Below are 17,215 nucleotides of genomic sequence, written 5' to 3'. Positions count from 1 at the left end.
TGCAGTGCAACATTGCCCCTGCGACAGGCGTTGCGCAAGCGGCGCAGCGTGACATTTCAGGCCTTGCAGCGCCAGCCGGGGCCGCCTCCACTGCTGCATGAGGCAGGAGACGAGCATGGCGGACCCGCGACTGGACCCGGAGATGGCGGCCTTCAACGCGATGATGGAGGCGCGCGCCGCCGCCCTGCCGCCGATTCGCCTGCAACACCCCTTCGACGAGCCCCGGGCGCTGACCGAGGCGTTGAACCTGCCGCTGGCCGAGGGCGGGCCGGCGATGGCTGAAAGCGCCGACCGCTGGATTCCGGCGCGTGGCCGCCGGGTGCAGTGCCGGGTGCATCGACCGGACCTGCCGGGCCCCCTGCCGATCCTGCTCTATTTGCATGGGGGCGGCTGGGTCTGGAACAGCATCGACACGCATGACCGGCTGATGCGCGAATATGCCGCCGCGGCGGGCTGCATCGTGGTCGGGCCGGATTATGCGTTGAGCCCGGAGGCCGTCTTCCCGCAGGCGCTCGAGGAATGCGAGGCCGTGCTGCGCTGGGTCGCCGCCGGTGGCCTCGCCTCGGACGCGGATCCGGGCCGCATCGTGATCGGCGGCGACTCCGCGGGCGCCAACCTGGCGGCGGGTCTTGCCCTTTGGTTGCGCGATGGTCCCGCTCCGCTGCCGCTGCGCGGCCTGCTGCTGAACTACGGCGTCTTCGATTCGCGGCTCGACACGCCGAGCTATGCGGAATTCGCCACCGGCTACGGCCTGACGCGGGAGCGGATGGAGTTCTACTGGCGGGCCTATGCGCCGCGCGCGATGGACCGGGCCAGCCCCTTCACCGCCCCGCTGCGGGCCAACCTGGCAGGGCTACCGCCCTGCCTGCTGCACATTGCCGAGCTGGACGTGCTGGCCTCCGAGAACCATGCCATGGCGGCGAAGCTGAACGATGCCGGGGTGGCAGTGGAAAGCCGGCTGATTGCGGGGACGGTGCATGGCTTCCTCCGCGCCCTCAACCATCTCGGCCAAGCGCGGACCGCAGTGGCGGCAGCGGGGGAGTGGCTGCAGGCCCGCTTCGCCTGAGAAGCCCAAGCGGCATCTCCGGGCATTCGGACAATATCCAACCTGTGCTGCGTTCCAGCGCGCGCGATACCCGAATAAAACGGTGAGCCTGAGGCCAAATCCTCCCTGCGTCTTTCTTTGGGAATCTGGCGAATTCACGGCAGCGACGGCAATCCTACGGCATTCACCAAGGGACGGCCGGCTCAAGCCAGGCCGCCATGGCATGCGGGAGAACACGCAACATGGTCGAACAACGAGCGTCGGAGCGCCGGCAGGAACGCGCCCAGCTGAAGCGTGGGCTCGACCCCGCCGATCGGCATGATGAAGTGCCCAGCCGCAAGGGCGGCTATGACCGGATGGCGGCGGCACCGTGGTCGGTCGAGGCTGCCACCATGACTGCAGGCAGCGCCGCGGCCGAGGAGATCGGCGCCAGCGTCGCCCGGCTGATGCAGGAAACCACCCGCGGGCTGCACGCCGCGATGATGCTGCCCGTCGCGCCGGGCGCCGGCTTGGCCGAAATGCAGGACGCCTTTGCAACGCTGGTCATGGGCGTGGTGCAGAACAACATCCGCCTCACGCAGGAGATGCTGCGGATCTACGGCCCGCAGGAAAATGCCCCCTTGGTGCAGAGATCCATGCGGCACTGGATGGATACCGTCGTGGAAAGCCAAGCGGCGGTGCTGCGGATGCTGCGGCCGTCCAGCGAAGCGCCGCCGGGCAGCGCCGAGCCGCGGCGCGGCACGCATGCCTGACGGCGTTCCGCGACCGCTTCAGCCGGGCCGCGCCATGAACCGGGCGCCCGCGCCGTAGCTTGCCAGCGCCGCGGCATCGCCGACCGCCGCATCACGGAAGCCCTGGCGCGCCCAGTACCCAGCGGTACCGGGGATGGCGACCAGCGTCGCCCGGGGCAGCGGCGAGGCCGCCAACAGCGCACGCAGCACCGTCGCAGCATGGCCGCCGCCGCGCGCCGCGGGATCGAGCGCGATGTCGTGGATGTGCCAGACGCCTGGTCGTGGCGGCAGGGCGCCGAGCACTGCGCCGAGCGGCGGCGGCGCCGTCCCGGTCCAGGGATGGGTGATGGCATAGCCGAGCAGCCTCGTATCCGCTGCCAGCACCCGGCAGCCGGCGGGAGCCAGGGCCAGCCGCTCGGCGAACACCACCGGGGACTCCGGGTAGTCCGGATGCAGCCGGTCGGCCAGGACCTGCACCGCCGACAGGTCGGCCTCGGTCATCGGGCGCCAGGCCGGGGTCATCTCGCTCTCTCCGCTGCAGGGTGCGGATAGCGCGGAACGGCGACGCATGCGAGCCTGCGCCGCATGAGCATCCGGCCCGGTCCGCGCAACCTGATCACCGATGTCGAGGGCATCCTCGTCGGCAATGCCGAGGACCACCGCATCCGCACCGGCGTCACTGTGATCTACCCGGAGGCGCGCTGCCCTGCCGCCGCCGATGTGCGCGGCGGCGCGCCAGGCACTTGGAACATCCAGGCGATGGACGCCACCAGCCTGCGGAATGAGGTCGATGCGATCGTCCTGTCGGGCGGGTCGATGTACGGACTGGATGCCGGCGGCGGCGTGGTGGCGGCGCTCGGCGCCCGCGGCCGGGGAATCGGCTTCGGCGGCGCGGTCATCCCGGTGGTGCCCGGCGCCATCCTGTTCGACCTCGCCAACGGCGGTGAGAAGGACTGGGGCGAGGCGCCGCCCTATGCCGCGCTGGGCCGCGCCGCGTTGGGCGCCGTCGCGCCGCACTTCGCGCTCGGCAATGCCGGGGCCGGACTCGGCGCACGCTCGAATGCGCTGAAGGGCGGGCTCGGCAGTGCCAGCACGCTGACCGGCGACGGGCTGCAGGTCGGCGCGCTGGTCGCGGTCAACAGCTTCGGCAGCGCGGTGATGCCAGGGACCGACCGGTTCTGGGCCGGGCCGCTCGAGATGGGCGAGGAGTTCGGTGGCCTCGGCCCGCCGACGACGCGCTGGCGCGGCGAGCCGGAGATGCCGCTGCCGCCCGGCTTCGCGGTGAACCCGATGGCCAATACCACGATTGCCGTGGTGGCCTGCAACGTCGCGCTCAGAAAGGGCGAGCTGCAGCGGCTCGCGATCATGGCGCAGGACGGCCTGGCCCGGGCCATCCGGCCGATCCACACGCCTTTCGACGGCGACACCGTCTTCGCCATGAGCACGGGCAGGCTGCCGCTGACCGATCCGGCGATGCTGGCGCGGCTCGGCCATCTGGCGGCGGACACTCTGGCCCGGGCGGTGGCGCGCGGCGTCTACCATGCTGCCAGCCTCGGCGACCGGCAGGGCTGGCGGGAACGCTTCGGTCGATGACCGCCGGCTGGGGCGCTCAGCCCCCGGCCAGGGACCGCTTCGCCACCTCGGCCAGGAAGCCGCTCGCCGCTGGCAGGATCGCATCGTTGAAATCGTAGTTAGGGTTGTGCAGTTCGCAGGCGCCCTCGCCTGGCCCGTTGCCGATCCAGACGAAGGCGCCGGGCACCTCCGCCAGGAACCAGGAGAAATCCTCCCCGGTCATCGCCGCCGCCAAGTCGCGCCGCACCGCCGTCACCGCGCCCGCCGCCGCCGCGGCCATGTCACGCTCGGCCGGGTGGTTGGTGGTCACCGGCACGCCGACCTTGAAGTCGACCTCCGCCTGCAGCCCGAAGGCGGCGGCGATGCCCTTGGCGACGCGCCGCATCCCCGCCTCGATCGCCGCGCCGGTCTCGTCCGAAAGCCAGCGCGCCGTGCCGCGCAGCACCGCGCGGTTGGCGATCTGGTTCTGCGCCGAGCCGGCTTCGGCCACGGTCACGCTGACCACGCCGGCCTGCATGGGATCGACGTTGCGGGCCACGATCGACTGCAGCGCGACGATGCAGTGCCCCGCGCCCAGCATCGGGTCGCGCGTCAGGTGCGGCAGCGCGGCATGGCCGGCATGGCCCTCGAAGGCGATCTCGAAACGGGCGCCCGCGGCCATCACCGCGCGCTCGTGTACCGCCACGGTCCCGGCCTCCAGCCCCGGCCAATTGTGCCAGCCGAAGATGCGTTCCATTGGAAAGCGGGAAAACAGGCCGTCGGCGATCATCGCCCGGGCGCCGCCGCCGCCCTCTTCCGCCGGCTGGAAGACCAGTTGTACCGTGCCGGCCCAACCCTTGTCCGCGGTCAGCAGCGCCGCGGCACCGAGGAGCGCAGTGGTGTGGCCGTCATGGCCGCAAGCATGCATCACCCCGGGGATTGTGGAGCGATGCGGCAGGTCTGGGTTCAGTTCCTGGATCGGCAGCGCGTCCATGTCACCGCGCAGCCCGACCGAGCGATTGCCGCCGCGGCGGATGGTGCCGACCACGCCATGGCCGCCGACGCCTTCGGTGACCTCCACCCCCAACTCCCGCAACCGGGCGGCGACAAAGGCGGCCGTCTCCCCCTCATGCAAAGTGAGGCCCGGATGGGCATGCAGATGCCGCCGCCAGGCGGTCAGGTTTTTGGCAAGGGCTTGATCCATGGCAGAGTCCTAGCCTGGGCCCATCTGCAGTTCCATCCCCGCGGGGAACCACCTCCCAGGAAAATACTTCCGCACCCGTGCCAGCCCGCCTCCGCCGCCTCCTGCTGCCCTTCCTGCTGCTCGCCGGCCTTGCCCTGGCACAGGAACCGCCGCCGGACCCCGACACCCTCCCCTACAAGGTGGAGATCGCGCCGACCGGTGACGGAAGGCTGGATGCAGCGCTGGCGGCGGTGTCGCAGCTCGTCGCCTTACAGGATTCGGCGCCGACCAGCGCTGGCGGCGTGCTCGGCCGCGCCGATGGCGATCGCGAAAGGCTGCAGCGCGCCCTGCAATCGGAGGGCTTTTGGGCCGGCACCACGCGGATCGAGATGGCCGGCGCCGCGGTGGGCGATCCGGGCATGCTGGAACGCCTGGAAGCTTCCAGGGCGCGGCCGTTGCCGGTGCGGATCGTGGTGGACAAGCGCCAGCCTTACCACATCGCGCGGATCGGCCTACGCGCCCAGGCGCCGGTGGAACAGCCCGCGGTGGACCAGGCAGCCGCGACGCCCTTCGGCCTGGCGGTCGGCGACCCGGCCCGGGCGGAGCCCGTGCTGTCCGCCGAACGCACCCTGCTCGACCGGCTGCTGAATGCCGGCCACCCGCTGGCCAGCATGGTCCGGCGCGAGACCACGGTCGACCACGACCGCAAGACCATGGACGTCGCCTGGACCTTCGCGCCTGGCCCGGTCGCCAGCTTCGCCACGCCGGACGTTGACGGCATGGTGCAGGTGGACCGCAGCTTCCTGCGCGCCCAGGCCTCGCGTCTCGAGGGCCAGCGCTACAGCCCTGAGGCGCTGGAGAAGGAACGCCAGGCGCTGATGGCGCTCGGTGCCTTCGGCTCGGTCCGCGCCCGGGCGGCGGAGCGGCTGGACGAGGCCGGGCGGTTGCCGGTGACCTTCACGGTGGCCGAGCGTGCCCGCCGGGCCCTCGGTGTGAACCTGGCTTACGAGACCAACTACGGCCCCAGCATCCGGGTCTATTGGGAGCACCGGAACCTCTTCGGCCGGGCCGAGCGGCTGCGGCTGGAAGCCGAGGTGGCGCGGCTCGGCACCAATGGCGGACTCGGTCAGTCCACCTACCGGATCGGCGGCACCTACCGCGATCCCTCGGTCTTCGGCCTTTATCTCGGCCCGGACTGGAGCTTCATCGGCAGCCTGTTCGGGTTGCGGGAGAGGCTGGAGGCCTATGACCGGGACGCCATCACCTTCTCGGCGCTCATGGAGCGGCGCTTTTCCGAACGGCTGAGCGCCAATCTCGGACCGGTGCTGGATTTCGGCAGCATCGGGCCGCCCGGGGGCACGCTGACGCCCTACCAGATCCTCGGCTTCCAGCTCGGCGGGCGATATGATGGCACGGACAGCCTGCTCGATCCGGCACGCGGCTATCGAGTGAGCGGCACCCTCACGCCGTCATGGTCCTTCCGCGATTCGGCGGCCTTCGCACCGCTGCGGGTCACCGGCAGTACCTATTGGGACGTGCTGGGCGACCGCCGCAGCATCCTTGCGGTGCGCGGCACCTTCGGGTCCCTGCTGGGGGCCGAGCAGGCCGATGTCCCGCGGCACCAGCGCTTCTATGCCGGCGGCGGCGGCTCGGTCCGCGGCTACGACTACCAATCGATCGGCCCGCGCGACCAGTTCAACCGCCCGAGCGGCGGCGCCAGCCTGATGGAGGCCAGCCTGGAACTGCGGCAGCGGGTCTGGGGAGATTTCGGCGCGGTGGCCTTCGTCGATGCCGGCTCGGTCGGAACCGGCTCGACGCCGGATACCTCGAACCTGCGGGTCGGGGCGGGTGCGGGTCTGCGCTACTACACCCCGATCGGCCCGGTGCGGGTGGATGTCGCGCTGCCGCTGGTGAAGCAGCGGGACAACTCGGCCTTCGGCCTTTATGTCGGCATTGGCCAATCTTTCTGATGGTTACGGGATTCTGATGCGGCGCGGTCTCAAATGGATGCTGGGCATCCTGCTCGCGCTGATCGCCCTGCCGCTGCTGGCGCTGGGCGCGGCGCTGGCCTGGATCAATACGGAAGGCGGGCGGGCAACGGTCGCGCGGCTCGCCGCCGCCCAGGTGCCGGGGCTGGCGATCGAGGGGCTGAGCGGCCCGATCCCTGGCCGCATCGGCGCGGCGCGGATCACCCTGGCCGACGAGGACGGCATCTGGCTGACGGTCGAGGAGGCCCGGATCGGCCTCGACCTGATGGCCCTGGCCGGCGGCACCCTGCGGATCGAGCGCCTGGAAGCGGCGCGCATCGCGCTGCCCAGGCTGCCGGCCGGCAACGACACGCCGGCCCCGCCCGAGCCACCCTCGGGGAAGGTCCTGCCGCAACTGCCGTCGCTGCCGATCGCGGTCGCGCTCGACCATCTCGGCATCGGCCGATTGGAACTCGGCGCACCCATCCTGCAGCAAGACGCGGCCTTTTCGGTGGAAGGCAATGCGGCACTGGCCGCCGGCGCCCTGCGGGCGGCACTCGATCTGAAGCGGCTGGATGCGGCGGGCGGTGCGGATCTCGCGCTTTCGCTGGCCCCCGCGGAGGACCGGCTCACCGCGAAGTTGACGCTGCGGGAAGCGCCGGGCGGCATTATTCCCGAGTTGTCAGGCCTCAAAGAGCAACCCTTCACCTTGTCCCTCAGCCTCGATGGACCGGCGGGGGGTGCCGCGCTCAATCTCGATGCCGCACTCGGCCCCGACGTGAAGGTCGCCACACAAGGCATTGTTCGTGCAGCACCTGACGGTGCGCTTGGCGCGACTTTGAAGGGGGAGGCCCGAGCGCCTGCCTTTCTGCCGCCCGAGGCTGCGCCCCTCGCCACGCCGGCCACCTTCGCACTCGATGCAGATCTCGGCGCCGACAAGCGGCTGGCGCTGCGCGACCTCACGCTGACGGTGCCGGCCGGGCGGCTCACCGCTGCCGGCACCATCGATCTCGGGACCGAGGCACTCGACCTCAAGGCGTCGCTCGCCCTGGCCGAGTCCGGCCGCTTCGGCGCGCTGCTGCCAGCGGGAATCGCCTGGCAGGCGGTGGATGCGCAGGCGGCGGTCGGCGGCACCATGGGAAAGCCAGCGCTCGAGCTCACCATGGTGCCGCAGGCGCTGAATACGCCGGTCGCCCAGGCCGATGCGGTGCTCGGCCCGGCGCCTCGTCTCACCCTGAAGGCGGCGCTACCCGGGCCGAGCCTCGACGCGGTGCTCGATGCTGCCGAGGGCAGGCTGACCGCGGTTGGCTCGCTGGCCGAGCCGATCGCGCTTGATGCCCGGCTGTCCCTGCCGCGCCTCGCCGTGCTCGGGGCTGGATCGGAGGGCGCGCTGGAAGCCCGCGTGCACGCGAGCGGCAAGCTGGCCGACCCTGATCTCCTGGTCACCGCCTCATCCGGTCGCATAGAAGCGGCCGGGCACGTGCTGGAATCCTTGGCAATCGATGCCCGCATCGCCACCCCGGCCTCCGCCCCGCGCGGGACCGCGACGCTGGACGGCAGGCTGGACGGCATGCCGCTCGCCCTTGCCTTCCGCGGTCAGCCGGAGGGCAGCGCCGTGCGGGTGGAGCAGGGCGAGGCCCGGCTCGGTCCGGCGCGGCTCGCCGTCACCGGCCTGCTGGAGCCCGCCGGCCCAACCTTCGATGGTACCGCGAAGCTTGAGGCGGCCGACCTCGCCCCGCTCGGCAAGCTGGGCGGCGTCACTGGCCTGTCCGGGCGCTTGGCGCTGGACGCGACGCTGACCCCGAAAGATGGCCAGCAAGGGTTCGAGGCGAAGCTTGACGCCCCGAAGCTCGGCTTCAACGGCACCGAGGGCAGCCTGCAGGCGGCCGCTGCCGGCACCCCCGCCGCGATCGACTGGACCATCCAAGGCCGTGCCACCGAGGGCAGCCTCGGCGGCCGCGGCAGGGTGGCGCAGGAGAACGGCGGTTGGCGCCTCGACCTCGCGGCGCTGGAGGCGCAGGCGACGGGTGAGGCGGTCCGGCTGGCCGCGCCGACGCGGGTCACCTTGGGCGGCGATGGCGGGATCGACCTCGCCCCGACAGCGCTCGCCATCGCCCGTGGCGGAAGAGTGGAAGCGCGCGGCAAATGGGGGCCGGAGCGGGCCGACATCACCGCCACCATCGCCGCCCTGCCGTTGGCCCTGGCCGAACGTTTCGCCCCGGACGTCAAGCCGCAGGGCACGCTCTCGGCCGATATCGGCGCGACTGGCCCTGTGGCCAAGCCCGAGATCAAGGTCACCTTGAACGGCACCAGCCTCGGCGCCGGGGCGGCTTGGGCACAGGGCCTGCCCGCGCTGACCCTGCGCGCCGAGGGCAGCCTGGTCGGCGAGGCGGCGCAGCTCCGCGCCGACCTGGACGCCGGGCCGGCCGGGCGGATCGACGTGACGGCGCGATTGCCGAACGGCTTCGGGCCGCAGGGGCCGCTGACCGCCACGGTCGATGGCGGGCTGAACCTGGCGCCGCTCGCCAGCCCCTTCCTTGCCGCGGGCGCCGACCGGGTCAACGGGCGTCTGGCGCTGGCGCTGCGGGTGGACGGCACGGTCGGCACGCCGCGGCTCGGCGGCCGCGCGACCCTTTCGGGCGCCGAATACCGCAACACCGTCTACGGCATCCGGGTCTTCGACCTGAACGGCACCATCTCCGGCGACGGCACCCGGCTGGTGATCGACCGCATCGCCGGGCGCACCGCCGGCAACGGCACCATCGTGCTGCAGGGCAGCCTGGATGCCGGCGCGCCGGGCTTTCCGGCCGATTTGACGCTGACCTCGCGCAATGCCCGCCCGGTAGTCTCCGATCTCGTCACCGCCACGCTCAACACGGATATCCGGGTCCAGGGGCCGGTCACCGGCGGCGGCACCGTGTCCGGCACCGTCCGCATCCAGCAGGCGGAGATCCGCATCCCGACCACCCTGCCGGCCAGCGTCCCGACCCTGGCGAATGTCCGCCAGACCGGCCGCCTGCCGCCTGGCGTCATCCCCGCCGCGCCGGCGCGCCCACCGGCGCCGCCGGCACCGCCCCTGAACCTCGCGGTCACCATCAGCGCGCCGCAAAGCATCTATGTGCGGGGCCGCGGCGTCGACGTGGAGCTGGGCGGTGAGGTGAAAATCGGCGGCACGGTCGCGGCGCCAGTGCCCAATGGCACCCTCAACCTTCGCCGCGGCACGCTGAACCTGATCGGCCGGCAGCTCACCTTCCAGAAGGGCAACATCGGCTTCGAGCCCGGCTCGCTGATGCCGACACTGGACCTCAATGCGCAGGCGACTTCGGGCAGCACCACAATCACGGTCTCGGTGCAGGGCTCCCCGAACGCGCCCAAGGTCACCTTCAGCTCCACCCCCGAATTGCCGCAGGACGAGGTGCTGGCGCGGCTACTGTTCGACCGCTCGACCAGCAACCTCTCGCCGTTCGAGATCGCGCAGATCGCCGGGGCGGTGGCACAGATGACCGGCATCGGCGGCGGCGCGGCCAACCCGCTTGACAAGGTGCGCGGGCTGCTCGGGCTGGACCGGCTGGGGGTGAGCGCTGGCGGCCAGCAATCCGGCACCGGCAGCAGCCAGGCGGGCGGCCAGACCGGACCGACGGTGGAGGCCGGGCGCTATGTCGCACCGGGCGTCTTTCTTGGCGTCCGCCAGGGGACGCAGGGCGGCCAGACCGGCGTCGGCGTGCAGGTGGAGATCACCCCGCGCCTGAAGCTCGAAGGCCAGACCGCCACCGGCCCGGCCGGCGACCGGCTCGGGCTCTCCTACGAGTTCGAGTATTGAGGCCGACCAAGCATAGCCTTCCGCGATGCCCGGGCCCGACATCATCGACGCGCTCGACGCTTGGCTGGGCCGTCAATGCGGGGTCATCCCGGCGGCGCTCGCGCGCAAGCGGGCCCTCATGGCGGCCGACCCCTCCGCCTTCCTGCGCGGCACCGCCTTCCGCTTCGCCGCGCAATTCGCGGCACTCCTGCCGAAGCTGGCGACGACCTTCCCCGTGGCGGTCCGCGGCGACCCACATCTGGCGGATTTCCGTACTTGGCGGGATGCCGAAGACCCGCCGGCCTCCCGCTGGTTTGGGGCGTCAACGACCCGGATGAGGCGGCCACCCTGCCCTTCGCCGCCGACCTCGTCTGACTGGCGACAAGCGCCCTGGTGGCCCGCGCCGACCACCCCCCCCAAAATCTCGCGACATCGCCGCATGGTGCGGCGGCAGGGTGGTGCGAGAGGCCAAATCGCGGGGCGCCTCCGCCTGCCTGCGGGCCGGCATTCCCGAAGCTGCCTCGCTCTATCTGGCGGCCTTCGCCAAAGGACCCGTCCGCACACCGGCCCCTGGTTCCGGCTGCAGCCGGGGCTGGTCATCCGCTCGCTGGCGCCCGACAGCCGCAAGCTGGACGCGCCGGGCGGCGACGCGAGCGCCCTGCTGACGCTGCTGGACGCGTTGGGCGGCGAAATCGGCCATCTGCATGCCTCGACGGCAGCCGGCGGCGGCGCCGTGCTCGGGACCTGCGAAACCTCGTAGCCGGACTGGCTGCACGGCGTCGCCGCAGCGATGGCGGCACCGGTGCAAGCAGACCAAAGCAGTGTTGGCCAAGCCTCCGCACAAGGGATCGTGAAAGCCACTACCTTATGAACCGGGCGTTTCCTGTTGGGCTGATTATAACGTGGCTTATATTCAGCCGCGTGAGAGACGAGCCATGCCCGACCTGCACGAACCGAACCTTCTTATCCTGCTGAACGACGTGGCTCGTCTGATCCGCACTCAGGCCGATCGCCGCGCCCGCGCCCATGGGATGACGCGGGCACAATGGATGATCCTGGTCCGACTGCGCCGCTGCGGCGGGATGACCCAGCGGGAATTGGCCGAAATCCTGGAGGTCGAGCCGATCACCGTCGGTCGTTTGGTCGACCGGCTGGCCGCCCGAAACCTGGTCGAGCGCCGCGCCGATCCCGCCGACCGTCGGGTCTGGCGGCTGCACCTGACCCCAGCCGCCGACCCGGTCCTGGCCGAGATCGACCAGGTTCGCATCGCCTTCGATGCCGAAGCCACCGCCGGCTTGGCGCCAGAGCGCCGCCAGGCGGTGGTCGAGGCGCTGCTGCTGATGAAATCCAACCTGCTGGCCGCCGGCGAAGCCGGTGCCGCCGCCTGAGAGAGCGACAGACCACCATGCCCGAGGGTTCGATCCGCACCGAGCGCCCTGCCAGTGCCGAGACGACGACGCCGCCCGATGCCCCGCCGCGGCACCGCCGCTGGCTGCGTCCCGTCCTGATGCTCGGCGGCGTGTTGGCTGTGGTCGCCGGCGCCGGCGCCTTCTGGCTGCATGGCGGCCGCTATGCCGGCACCGACGATGCCTATGTGCAGGCCGACAAGCTTCTGCTTGCGACCGACGTTTCCGGCATCGTCCGCAGCATCGCGGTGCATGAGGGCGATGTGGTGAAGGTCGGCCAGGTGCTGGTGGTGCTGGACCCCGCTCCGTTCCAGTACGCGGTGCAGCAGGCCGAGGCGCAGCTGCTGCAGACCGCGCTGAACCTGCATGCCATGCAGGCCGACTACCGACGCATCCAGCGCGACATCGCGGCGCAGGAAGCGGCGGTGCAGCTGGCCCAGGCGACCTACGACCGGGCGGCGCAAATCGTGAACAGCGGCGCCGTGACCCGTGCCACCTTCGACCAGGCCCGCTTCGGCCTGCAGCAGGCGCAGCAGCAGCTGGAATCGCTGCGTGTGCAGGCGCAGGTCCAGTTGGCGAAGCTGGGCGGCGAGGCGGATGCGCCTGTCGAGCAGCACCCTGACTGGCGCGCCGCCCAGGCCCGCTTGGAGGAGGCGAAGCGGCAGCTAGACCACGCCACGATGCGGGCGCCCTTCGCCGGCATCGTCACCCAGGTCTCCTCCCTGCAGCCAGGCCAGTATCTCGGCGCCGCGACCCCGGCCTTCGCGTTGGTTTCCGACCAGCGGATCTGGGTGGATGCGCTGCCGAAGGAGACCGACCTGACCCATGTGAAGCCCGGCGACAAGGCAACGGTGACCGTCGACACCTATCCCGGCGTCACCTTCGAAGCTTCCGTCGAGAGCATCAGTCCGGCCTCCGGCTCCACCTTCAGCGTGCTGCCGGCGCAGAATGCCTCGGGCAATTGGGTGAAGGTGGTGCAGCGGATCCCGGTGCGCATCCGCGTCGAGCAGCCGGACGATGGCCCGAAGCTGCGCGCGGGGATGAGCGCCGAGGTCTCGATCGACACCGGGCATGAGCGGCATCTGTCGGACCTGATCGGCGGCTGAGATGGCCAATCCCGCGGAGGCCGTCCCGCACCGCGGCCTGATCACCGTCTGCGCCATGGTGGCAACGCTGATGCAGGCGCTGGACGGCACCATCGCCAATGTCGCCCTGCCCTACATGCAGGGCGGGCTGGCGGCGACGGCTGACCAGATCACCTGGGTGTTGACCAGCTACATCACCGCCGCCGCCATCCTGACGGCACCGGTCGGCTTCCTCGTCGCCCGCTTCGGCCGGCGGGCGGTCTTTCTCGGCTCGGTGGGCGGCTTCACGCTGGCATCCGTGCTGTGTGGCGCGGCGCAGTCACTCGAGCAGATGGTGGTGTTCCGCCTGCTGCAGGGTGCCTTCGGCGCCGCGCTGGTGCCGCTCAGCCAGTCCACCATGCTCGACATTTACCCGCCGGAGCAGCGTGGCCAGGCCATGGCGATCTGGGGCATGGGCGTGATGGTGGGACCGATTCTCGGACCGACGCTTGGCGGCTACCTGACCGAGAGCTGGAACTGGCGCTGGGTATTCTATGTCAACCTGCCCTTCGGCGTGCTCGCCTTCCTCGGCCTCATGTTCTTCCTGCCGAAAGGCGGCGCGGCGCCGGGCCGGCGCTTCGACTGGCTGGGCTTCGGCGTGCTGGCGCTCGGCGTCGGCGCGCTGCAGGTCATGCTCGACCGCGGCGAGTTGAAGAATTGGTTCGGCTCGACCGAGATCCTGATCGAGGCGACGCTGGCGGCGCTCGGCCTTTATCTCTTCCTCGTGCACATGGCGTTGGCGGAGCGGCCCTTCATCCCGCCACGCATCTTCCGCGACCGGAATTTCGCAGCCGGGCTTGGCATCATGTTCGCGGTTGGCGCCATTCTCTTCGCCACCTCGGCGCTGCTGGCGCCTTATTTGCAGACGTTGGCCGACTACCCGGTCTTCACCGCCGGCCTGGCGATGGCGCCGCGTGGCCTCGGCACCATGGCCGCGATGTTCCTCGCGGGGCGGATGTCCAGCCGCTTCGACCCCCGCAAGGTCATGGCCTTCGGCATCCTGGTGCTGGCCTGGACGCTCTGGGACATGGTGCACTGGACGCCCGACATCCCGATGCACTGGCTGATGCTGGTGACGGTGCTGCAGGGCTTCGGGCTCGGCTTCGTCTTCATCCCGCTGAACCTCGTCGCCTTCGCCACGCTCGACCCGGCATTGCGCACGGATGGCACCGCGCTGATCAGCCTGCTGCGCAACCTCGGCTCGGCGATCGGCATCTCGGTCATGGCGGCGCTGCTGACGCGCAACACGCAGATCATGCACGCTTCGCTGGCCGAGCACGTCACGCCGCTGAACCGGCTGTTCGAGTTGCCCTGGGTCCAGCGCTTCTGGGACCCGTCCACCACCCAGGGCGCGGCGATGCTGAATGCCGAGGTGACCCGGCAGTCGAGCATCGTGGCCTATGGCAACGACTTCTACCTGTTGATGATGCTGGCCTTGGCGATGCTGGTGCTGCTGCCGCTGATGCGGCGCCCGCCGCGGGCAGCGGCCGCCGATCCGGTGCATGCGGCGATGGATTGAGCGCCGCGGCCGAAGTCCGGCCTATTCCGCCGCGGCGGCGTCCAACACCTTCTCCCAGGCCGGATTGACCAGCGGACTGCGCGCGCCGAGCCTGGCGCGCGCCGCGGCGTATTCGCGGCGGAAGCGCTCGACCAGCACGCCGGCGGGCTGAACCTGCTTCACCGCGCCGATGCCCTGGCCGGAGCCCCAGATGTCTTTCCAGCGCTTCTTGCGGTCGGAACTGAAGTCCATCGCGGTCGGGTCGGAGACCGGAAGGTTGTCCGGGTCCAGCCCGGCCTTTTTCAGGGATGGCTTCAGGTAGTTGCCGTGCACGCCGGTGATCAGGTTCGTGTAGACGATGTCCTCGGCCCCGCTGTCGACGATCATCTGCTGCTGGTCGGGCTGCGCCCGGGCTTCCTGCGTGGCGATGAAGGCGCTGCCGATGTAGGCGAAGTCGGCGCCGAGCGATTCCGCCGCCAGAATGCTGCGGCCATGCCCGATGGCGCCGGACAGCGCGATCGGCCCGTCGAACCATTCCCGCGTCTCCTGCAGGAAGCCGAAGGGCGACAGCGCGCCGGCATGGCCGCCCGCCCCGGCCGAGACCAGCACCAGGCCGTCCGCGCCCTTGTCGATGGCGCTGTGGGCGAAGCGCTGGTTGATCACGTCGTGCAGGATATAGCCGCCGTAGGAATGGACGGCTTGGTTCACCTCCGGCCGTGCGCCGAGACTGCTGATGATCAGCGGCACCTTCTGCTTCACGCAGATGGCCAGGTCGTGTTCCAACCGGTCATTCGACTTGTGCACGATGAGGTTGATGGCGAAGGGCGCTGCCGGCCGGTCCGGATGCCGCGCGTCGTGCGCCGCCAGGCGTTCCTTGATCTCGACGACCCATTCCTCGAACTGCTCGGCGGGCCGGGCATTCAACGAGGGCATCGAGCCAATGACGCCCGCGGTGCATTGCGCCACCACCAGGTCGGGCACGGAGATGATGAAGAGCGGCGAGCCGATGACGGGCAGCGAGAGCCGGCCCTTCACCATATCCAGCAGCGACATAGGGCGGCGTCCTTCTAACGCTTGGGCTTCAGCACATTGGCCATGATGGCCTGGGTCTCCGGCGCGCGCAGGCGCTCGGCCAGGATCTCGCGCTCTTCCTCCATCCGCGCGATCAGCGGCGGCATGTCGGGGCGCAGCAGTTGCTTGGTCAGCCGCATCGCCTCCTGCGGCTTGGCGGCCAGCGCCTGCGCGGTGGCCGTCGCGTTCGGCAGCAGCTCGGCACGGTCGAGGATCCGGTTGACGAAGCCCATCCGCTCCGCCGCCGCGGCGTCGAAGAACTCGCCGAGCAGCATGAGCTCGGCCGCCTTGTGCTTGCCGACCAGCCAGGGGACAAGCCGTGAGGCGCCGAGCTCCGGCACAAGGCCGAGATCGACGAATGGCAGCCGGAAGCGCGCTTCCGGCGCGGCATAGACGATGTCGGCATGCAGCAGCATGGTGCAGCCGATGCCGATCGCCAGGCCATGCACCGCGGCGACCACCGGCTTCTCGAAATTCGCCAGCCCGAAGTAGAAGCGATGGCTGGGGCCGGGCGCGTCGGGATTCTCGGCCGGCCGGGGCTTCTGGAAATCGCCGATGTCGTTGCCAGCGCAGAAGACCTCCGCCGTGCCGGTCAGCAGCAGGCAGCGGATGGCCGGATCGGCGGCGCTGCGCTCGATCGCCTCCGCCAGGCCGAGATACATGTCGCGGGTCAGCGCGTTCTTTTTCTCGGGCCGATGCATGGCGACGGTGCAGACGCCATCGGCCACCGAGACGCGGATATGCTCGGACATGGTTATCCTCCTCTGGCCCCCATTAGCGGGGCGCGGCGGGGCCGGCGTCAAGCGCGGCCCATTCCCGGCCGCCCCGGGCCGTGGCAGCCTGCCGGCAAGAATACGGGAGGCAAACATGCGGCGCATCATGCTCGGGCGGCGGCCCATTCTGGCGCTCGGCGCATCCGGGCTGACCGCGCCGGCGCTGGCCCAGGCGCGGCCGATCACCCTGGTGGTCCCCTTCCCGCCCGGCGGCTCGACCGACCTCATGGGCCGGCTCCTGGCGGAGCGCATGCAGGCGGCACTGGGCCAGCCGGTTCTGGTCGAGAACCGGCCCGGCGCGGCGACGGTGGTTGGCGCGGAATCGGTGGCGCGGGCGGCGCCGGACGGCTTCACCGCCATCGTCAATTCCGGCACGACGCTGACCCTGAACCCGCTGCTGATGCGCCGGCTCTCCTACAAGCTGGAGGATTTCGCGCCGGTCTCGCTGCTTTCGATCCTGCCCTTCGCCTTCCTGCTGCAGAACCGCCTGCCGGCGACCGTCCCCGAATTCGTGGCGCTAGCGAAATCGAAGCCCGGCCAGCTGAACTACGGTACCAACGGGCCGTCGAGCTTCAACAACATCGCTGCGGTCCTGGTCGCCGACCGGCTCGGCATCCGCATGCAGGATGTGACTTACAGGGGCGATGCGCAGCAGCTGAACGACTTCATGGCCGGCACGCTGGACCTGCTGGTGGTGGGCGGGGCGAGCGCCATCCAGCCGCACCGCAACGGCCAGGGCCGCCTGCTCGCCTGGACCGGCGACCGGCGGATGCCGGTCACGCCCGACATCCCAACCTTCACCGAATTCGCCCCCGACACCGTGGCCCAGACCTATTTCGGCTTGGCGGTGCCGGCAAAGACGCCGCGGGCGGCGATCGACCGGCTGTCTCAGGCGGCAGCGGCGGCACTGCAGGAGCAGGGCTTCCGCGACCGGCTGCTGGGTGAGGGGCAGTTCGCGCTCGGCACCGGGCCGGAGGAATATGAAGCCTTCCTCAAGGCCGAGGCAGCGCGCTGGGCGCCGGTGCTGCAGAAGATGAACCTGCAGATCGACTGAGCGGTCCGGTCGC

The 17,215-nt window shown here is 70.9% G+C and carries 14 protein-coding genes; 10 read left to right on the top strand and 4 right to left on the bottom strand.

Annotated features, from left to right (window positions below; translation table 11 throughout):
* Window positions 1–115: 115 nt before the first annotated feature.
* Window positions 116–1,066 (top strand): alpha/beta hydrolase, encoded by a 951-nt coding sequence (locus E2C06_RS03620; RefSeq protein ID WP_133287212.1) that lies wholly within the window; start codon window positions 116–118, stop codon window positions 1,064–1,066.
* A gap of 221 nt (window positions 1,067–1,287) precedes the next feature.
* Window positions 1,288–1,797 carry a hypothetical protein gene (locus E2C06_RS03615; protein ID WP_133287211.1) on the top strand — a complete coding sequence of 170 codons (510 nt, stop codon included), beginning with the start codon at window positions 1,288–1,290 and terminating at the stop codon, window positions 1,795–1,797.
* Window positions 1,798–1,815: 18 nt separating this feature from the next.
* Here the strand turns inward: E2C06_RS03615 and E2C06_RS03610 are convergent, their stop codons facing one another.
* Window positions 1,816–2,298 carry a GNAT family N-acetyltransferase gene (locus tag E2C06_RS03610; RefSeq protein ID WP_133287210.1) on the bottom strand — a complete coding sequence of 161 codons (483 nt, stop codon included), beginning with the start codon at window positions 2,296–2,298 and terminating at the stop codon, window positions 1,816–1,818.
* 63 nt (window positions 2,299–2,361) lie between these two features.
* On the opposite strand from E2C06_RS03610, the gene E2C06_RS03605 reads away from it, so the two are divergent.
* Window positions 2,362–3,369 carry a P1 family peptidase gene (locus E2C06_RS03605; RefSeq protein WP_133287209.1) on the top strand — a complete coding sequence of 336 codons (1,008 nt, stop codon included), beginning with the start codon at window positions 2,362–2,364 and terminating at the stop codon, window positions 3,367–3,369.
* Window positions 3,370–3,385: 16 nt separating this feature from the next.
* Here the strand turns inward: E2C06_RS03605 and E2C06_RS03600 are convergent, their stop codons facing one another.
* Window positions 3,386–4,531 (bottom strand): amidohydrolase, encoded by a 1,146-nt coding sequence (locus tag E2C06_RS03600; RefSeq protein WP_133287208.1) that lies wholly within the window; start codon window positions 4,529–4,531, stop codon window positions 3,386–3,388.
* Between the two features lie 77 nt (window positions 4,532–4,608).
* Here E2C06_RS03600 and E2C06_RS03595 point away from each other — a divergent pair, with 77 nt between their 5' ends.
* From E2C06_RS03595 to E2C06_RS03570, 6 genes are all read left to right on the top strand, one after another.
* Window positions 4,609–6,480, top strand: coding sequence for an autotransporter assembly complex protein TamA (locus E2C06_RS03595; RefSeq protein WP_133287207.1), 1,872 nt, complete (start codon window positions 4,609–4,611; stop codon window positions 6,478–6,480).
* A gap of 16 nt (window positions 6,481–6,496) precedes the next feature.
* Window positions 6,497–10,297, top strand: a complete 3,801-nt coding sequence (locus E2C06_RS03590; RefSeq protein ID WP_133287206.1) for a translocation/assembly module TamB domain-containing protein — start codon at window positions 6,497–6,499, stop codon at window positions 10,295–10,297.
* A 25-nt stretch (window positions 10,298–10,322) separates the two neighbouring features.
* A complete protein-coding gene (locus E2C06_RS03585) occupies window positions 10,323–11,036 on the top strand; it encodes a DUF2252 family protein (RefSeq protein WP_133287205.1) in 714 nt (237 codons plus the stop codon).
* Between the two features lie 175 nt (window positions 11,037–11,211).
* Window positions 11,212–11,664, top strand: a complete 453-nt coding sequence (locus E2C06_RS03580; RefSeq protein WP_133287204.1) for a MarR family winged helix-turn-helix transcriptional regulator — start codon at window positions 11,212–11,214, stop codon at window positions 11,662–11,664.
* 17 nt (window positions 11,665–11,681) lie between these two features.
* On the top strand, window positions 11,682–12,788 hold the full coding sequence (locus E2C06_RS03575) for an HlyD family secretion protein (protein ID WP_133287203.1): 1,107 nt from the start codon (window positions 11,682–11,684) through the stop codon (window positions 12,786–12,788).
* 1 nt (window position 12,789) lies between these two features.
* The gene (locus tag E2C06_RS03570; protein WP_133287202.1) at window positions 12,790–14,325 is read left to right on the top strand and encodes a DHA2 family efflux MFS transporter permease subunit; all 1,536 of its coding nucleotides are present in this window, start codon (window positions 12,790–12,792) and stop codon (window positions 14,323–14,325) included.
* Window positions 14,326–14,346: 21 nt separating this feature from the next.
* Here the strand turns inward: E2C06_RS03570 and E2C06_RS03565 are convergent, their stop codons facing one another.
* Both E2C06_RS03565 and E2C06_RS03560 read right to left on the bottom strand, forming a co-directional pair.
* Window positions 14,347–15,357 (bottom strand): NAD(P)H-dependent flavin oxidoreductase, encoded by a 1,011-nt coding sequence (locus tag E2C06_RS03565; RefSeq protein ID WP_133287201.1) that lies wholly within the window; start codon window positions 15,355–15,357, stop codon window positions 14,347–14,349.
* Between the two features lie 14 nt (window positions 15,358–15,371).
* Window positions 15,372–16,127 carry an enoyl-CoA hydratase-related protein gene (locus E2C06_RS03560; RefSeq protein ID WP_133287200.1) on the bottom strand — a complete coding sequence of 252 codons (756 nt, stop codon included), beginning with the start codon at window positions 16,125–16,127 and terminating at the stop codon, window positions 15,372–15,374.
* 115 nt (window positions 16,128–16,242) lie between these two features.
* Between E2C06_RS03560 and E2C06_RS03555 the strand changes: the two genes are divergently transcribed.
* Window positions 16,243–17,202: a Bug family tripartite tricarboxylate transporter substrate binding protein gene (locus tag E2C06_RS03555; RefSeq protein WP_165982192.1), complete on the top strand. Its 960-nt coding sequence runs from the start codon at window positions 16,243–16,245 to the stop codon at window positions 17,200–17,202.
* Window positions 17,203–17,215: the final 13 nt, after the last annotated feature.

Source organism: Dankookia rubra, from assembly GCF_004355005.1.
GTDB lineage: Bacteria > Pseudomonadota > Alphaproteobacteria > Acetobacterales > Acetobacteraceae > Paracraurococcus > Paracraurococcus ruber_A.
Note: the sequence above shows the minus strand (reverse complement) of the source record. Positions and strands in the feature narration are given on the sequence as shown.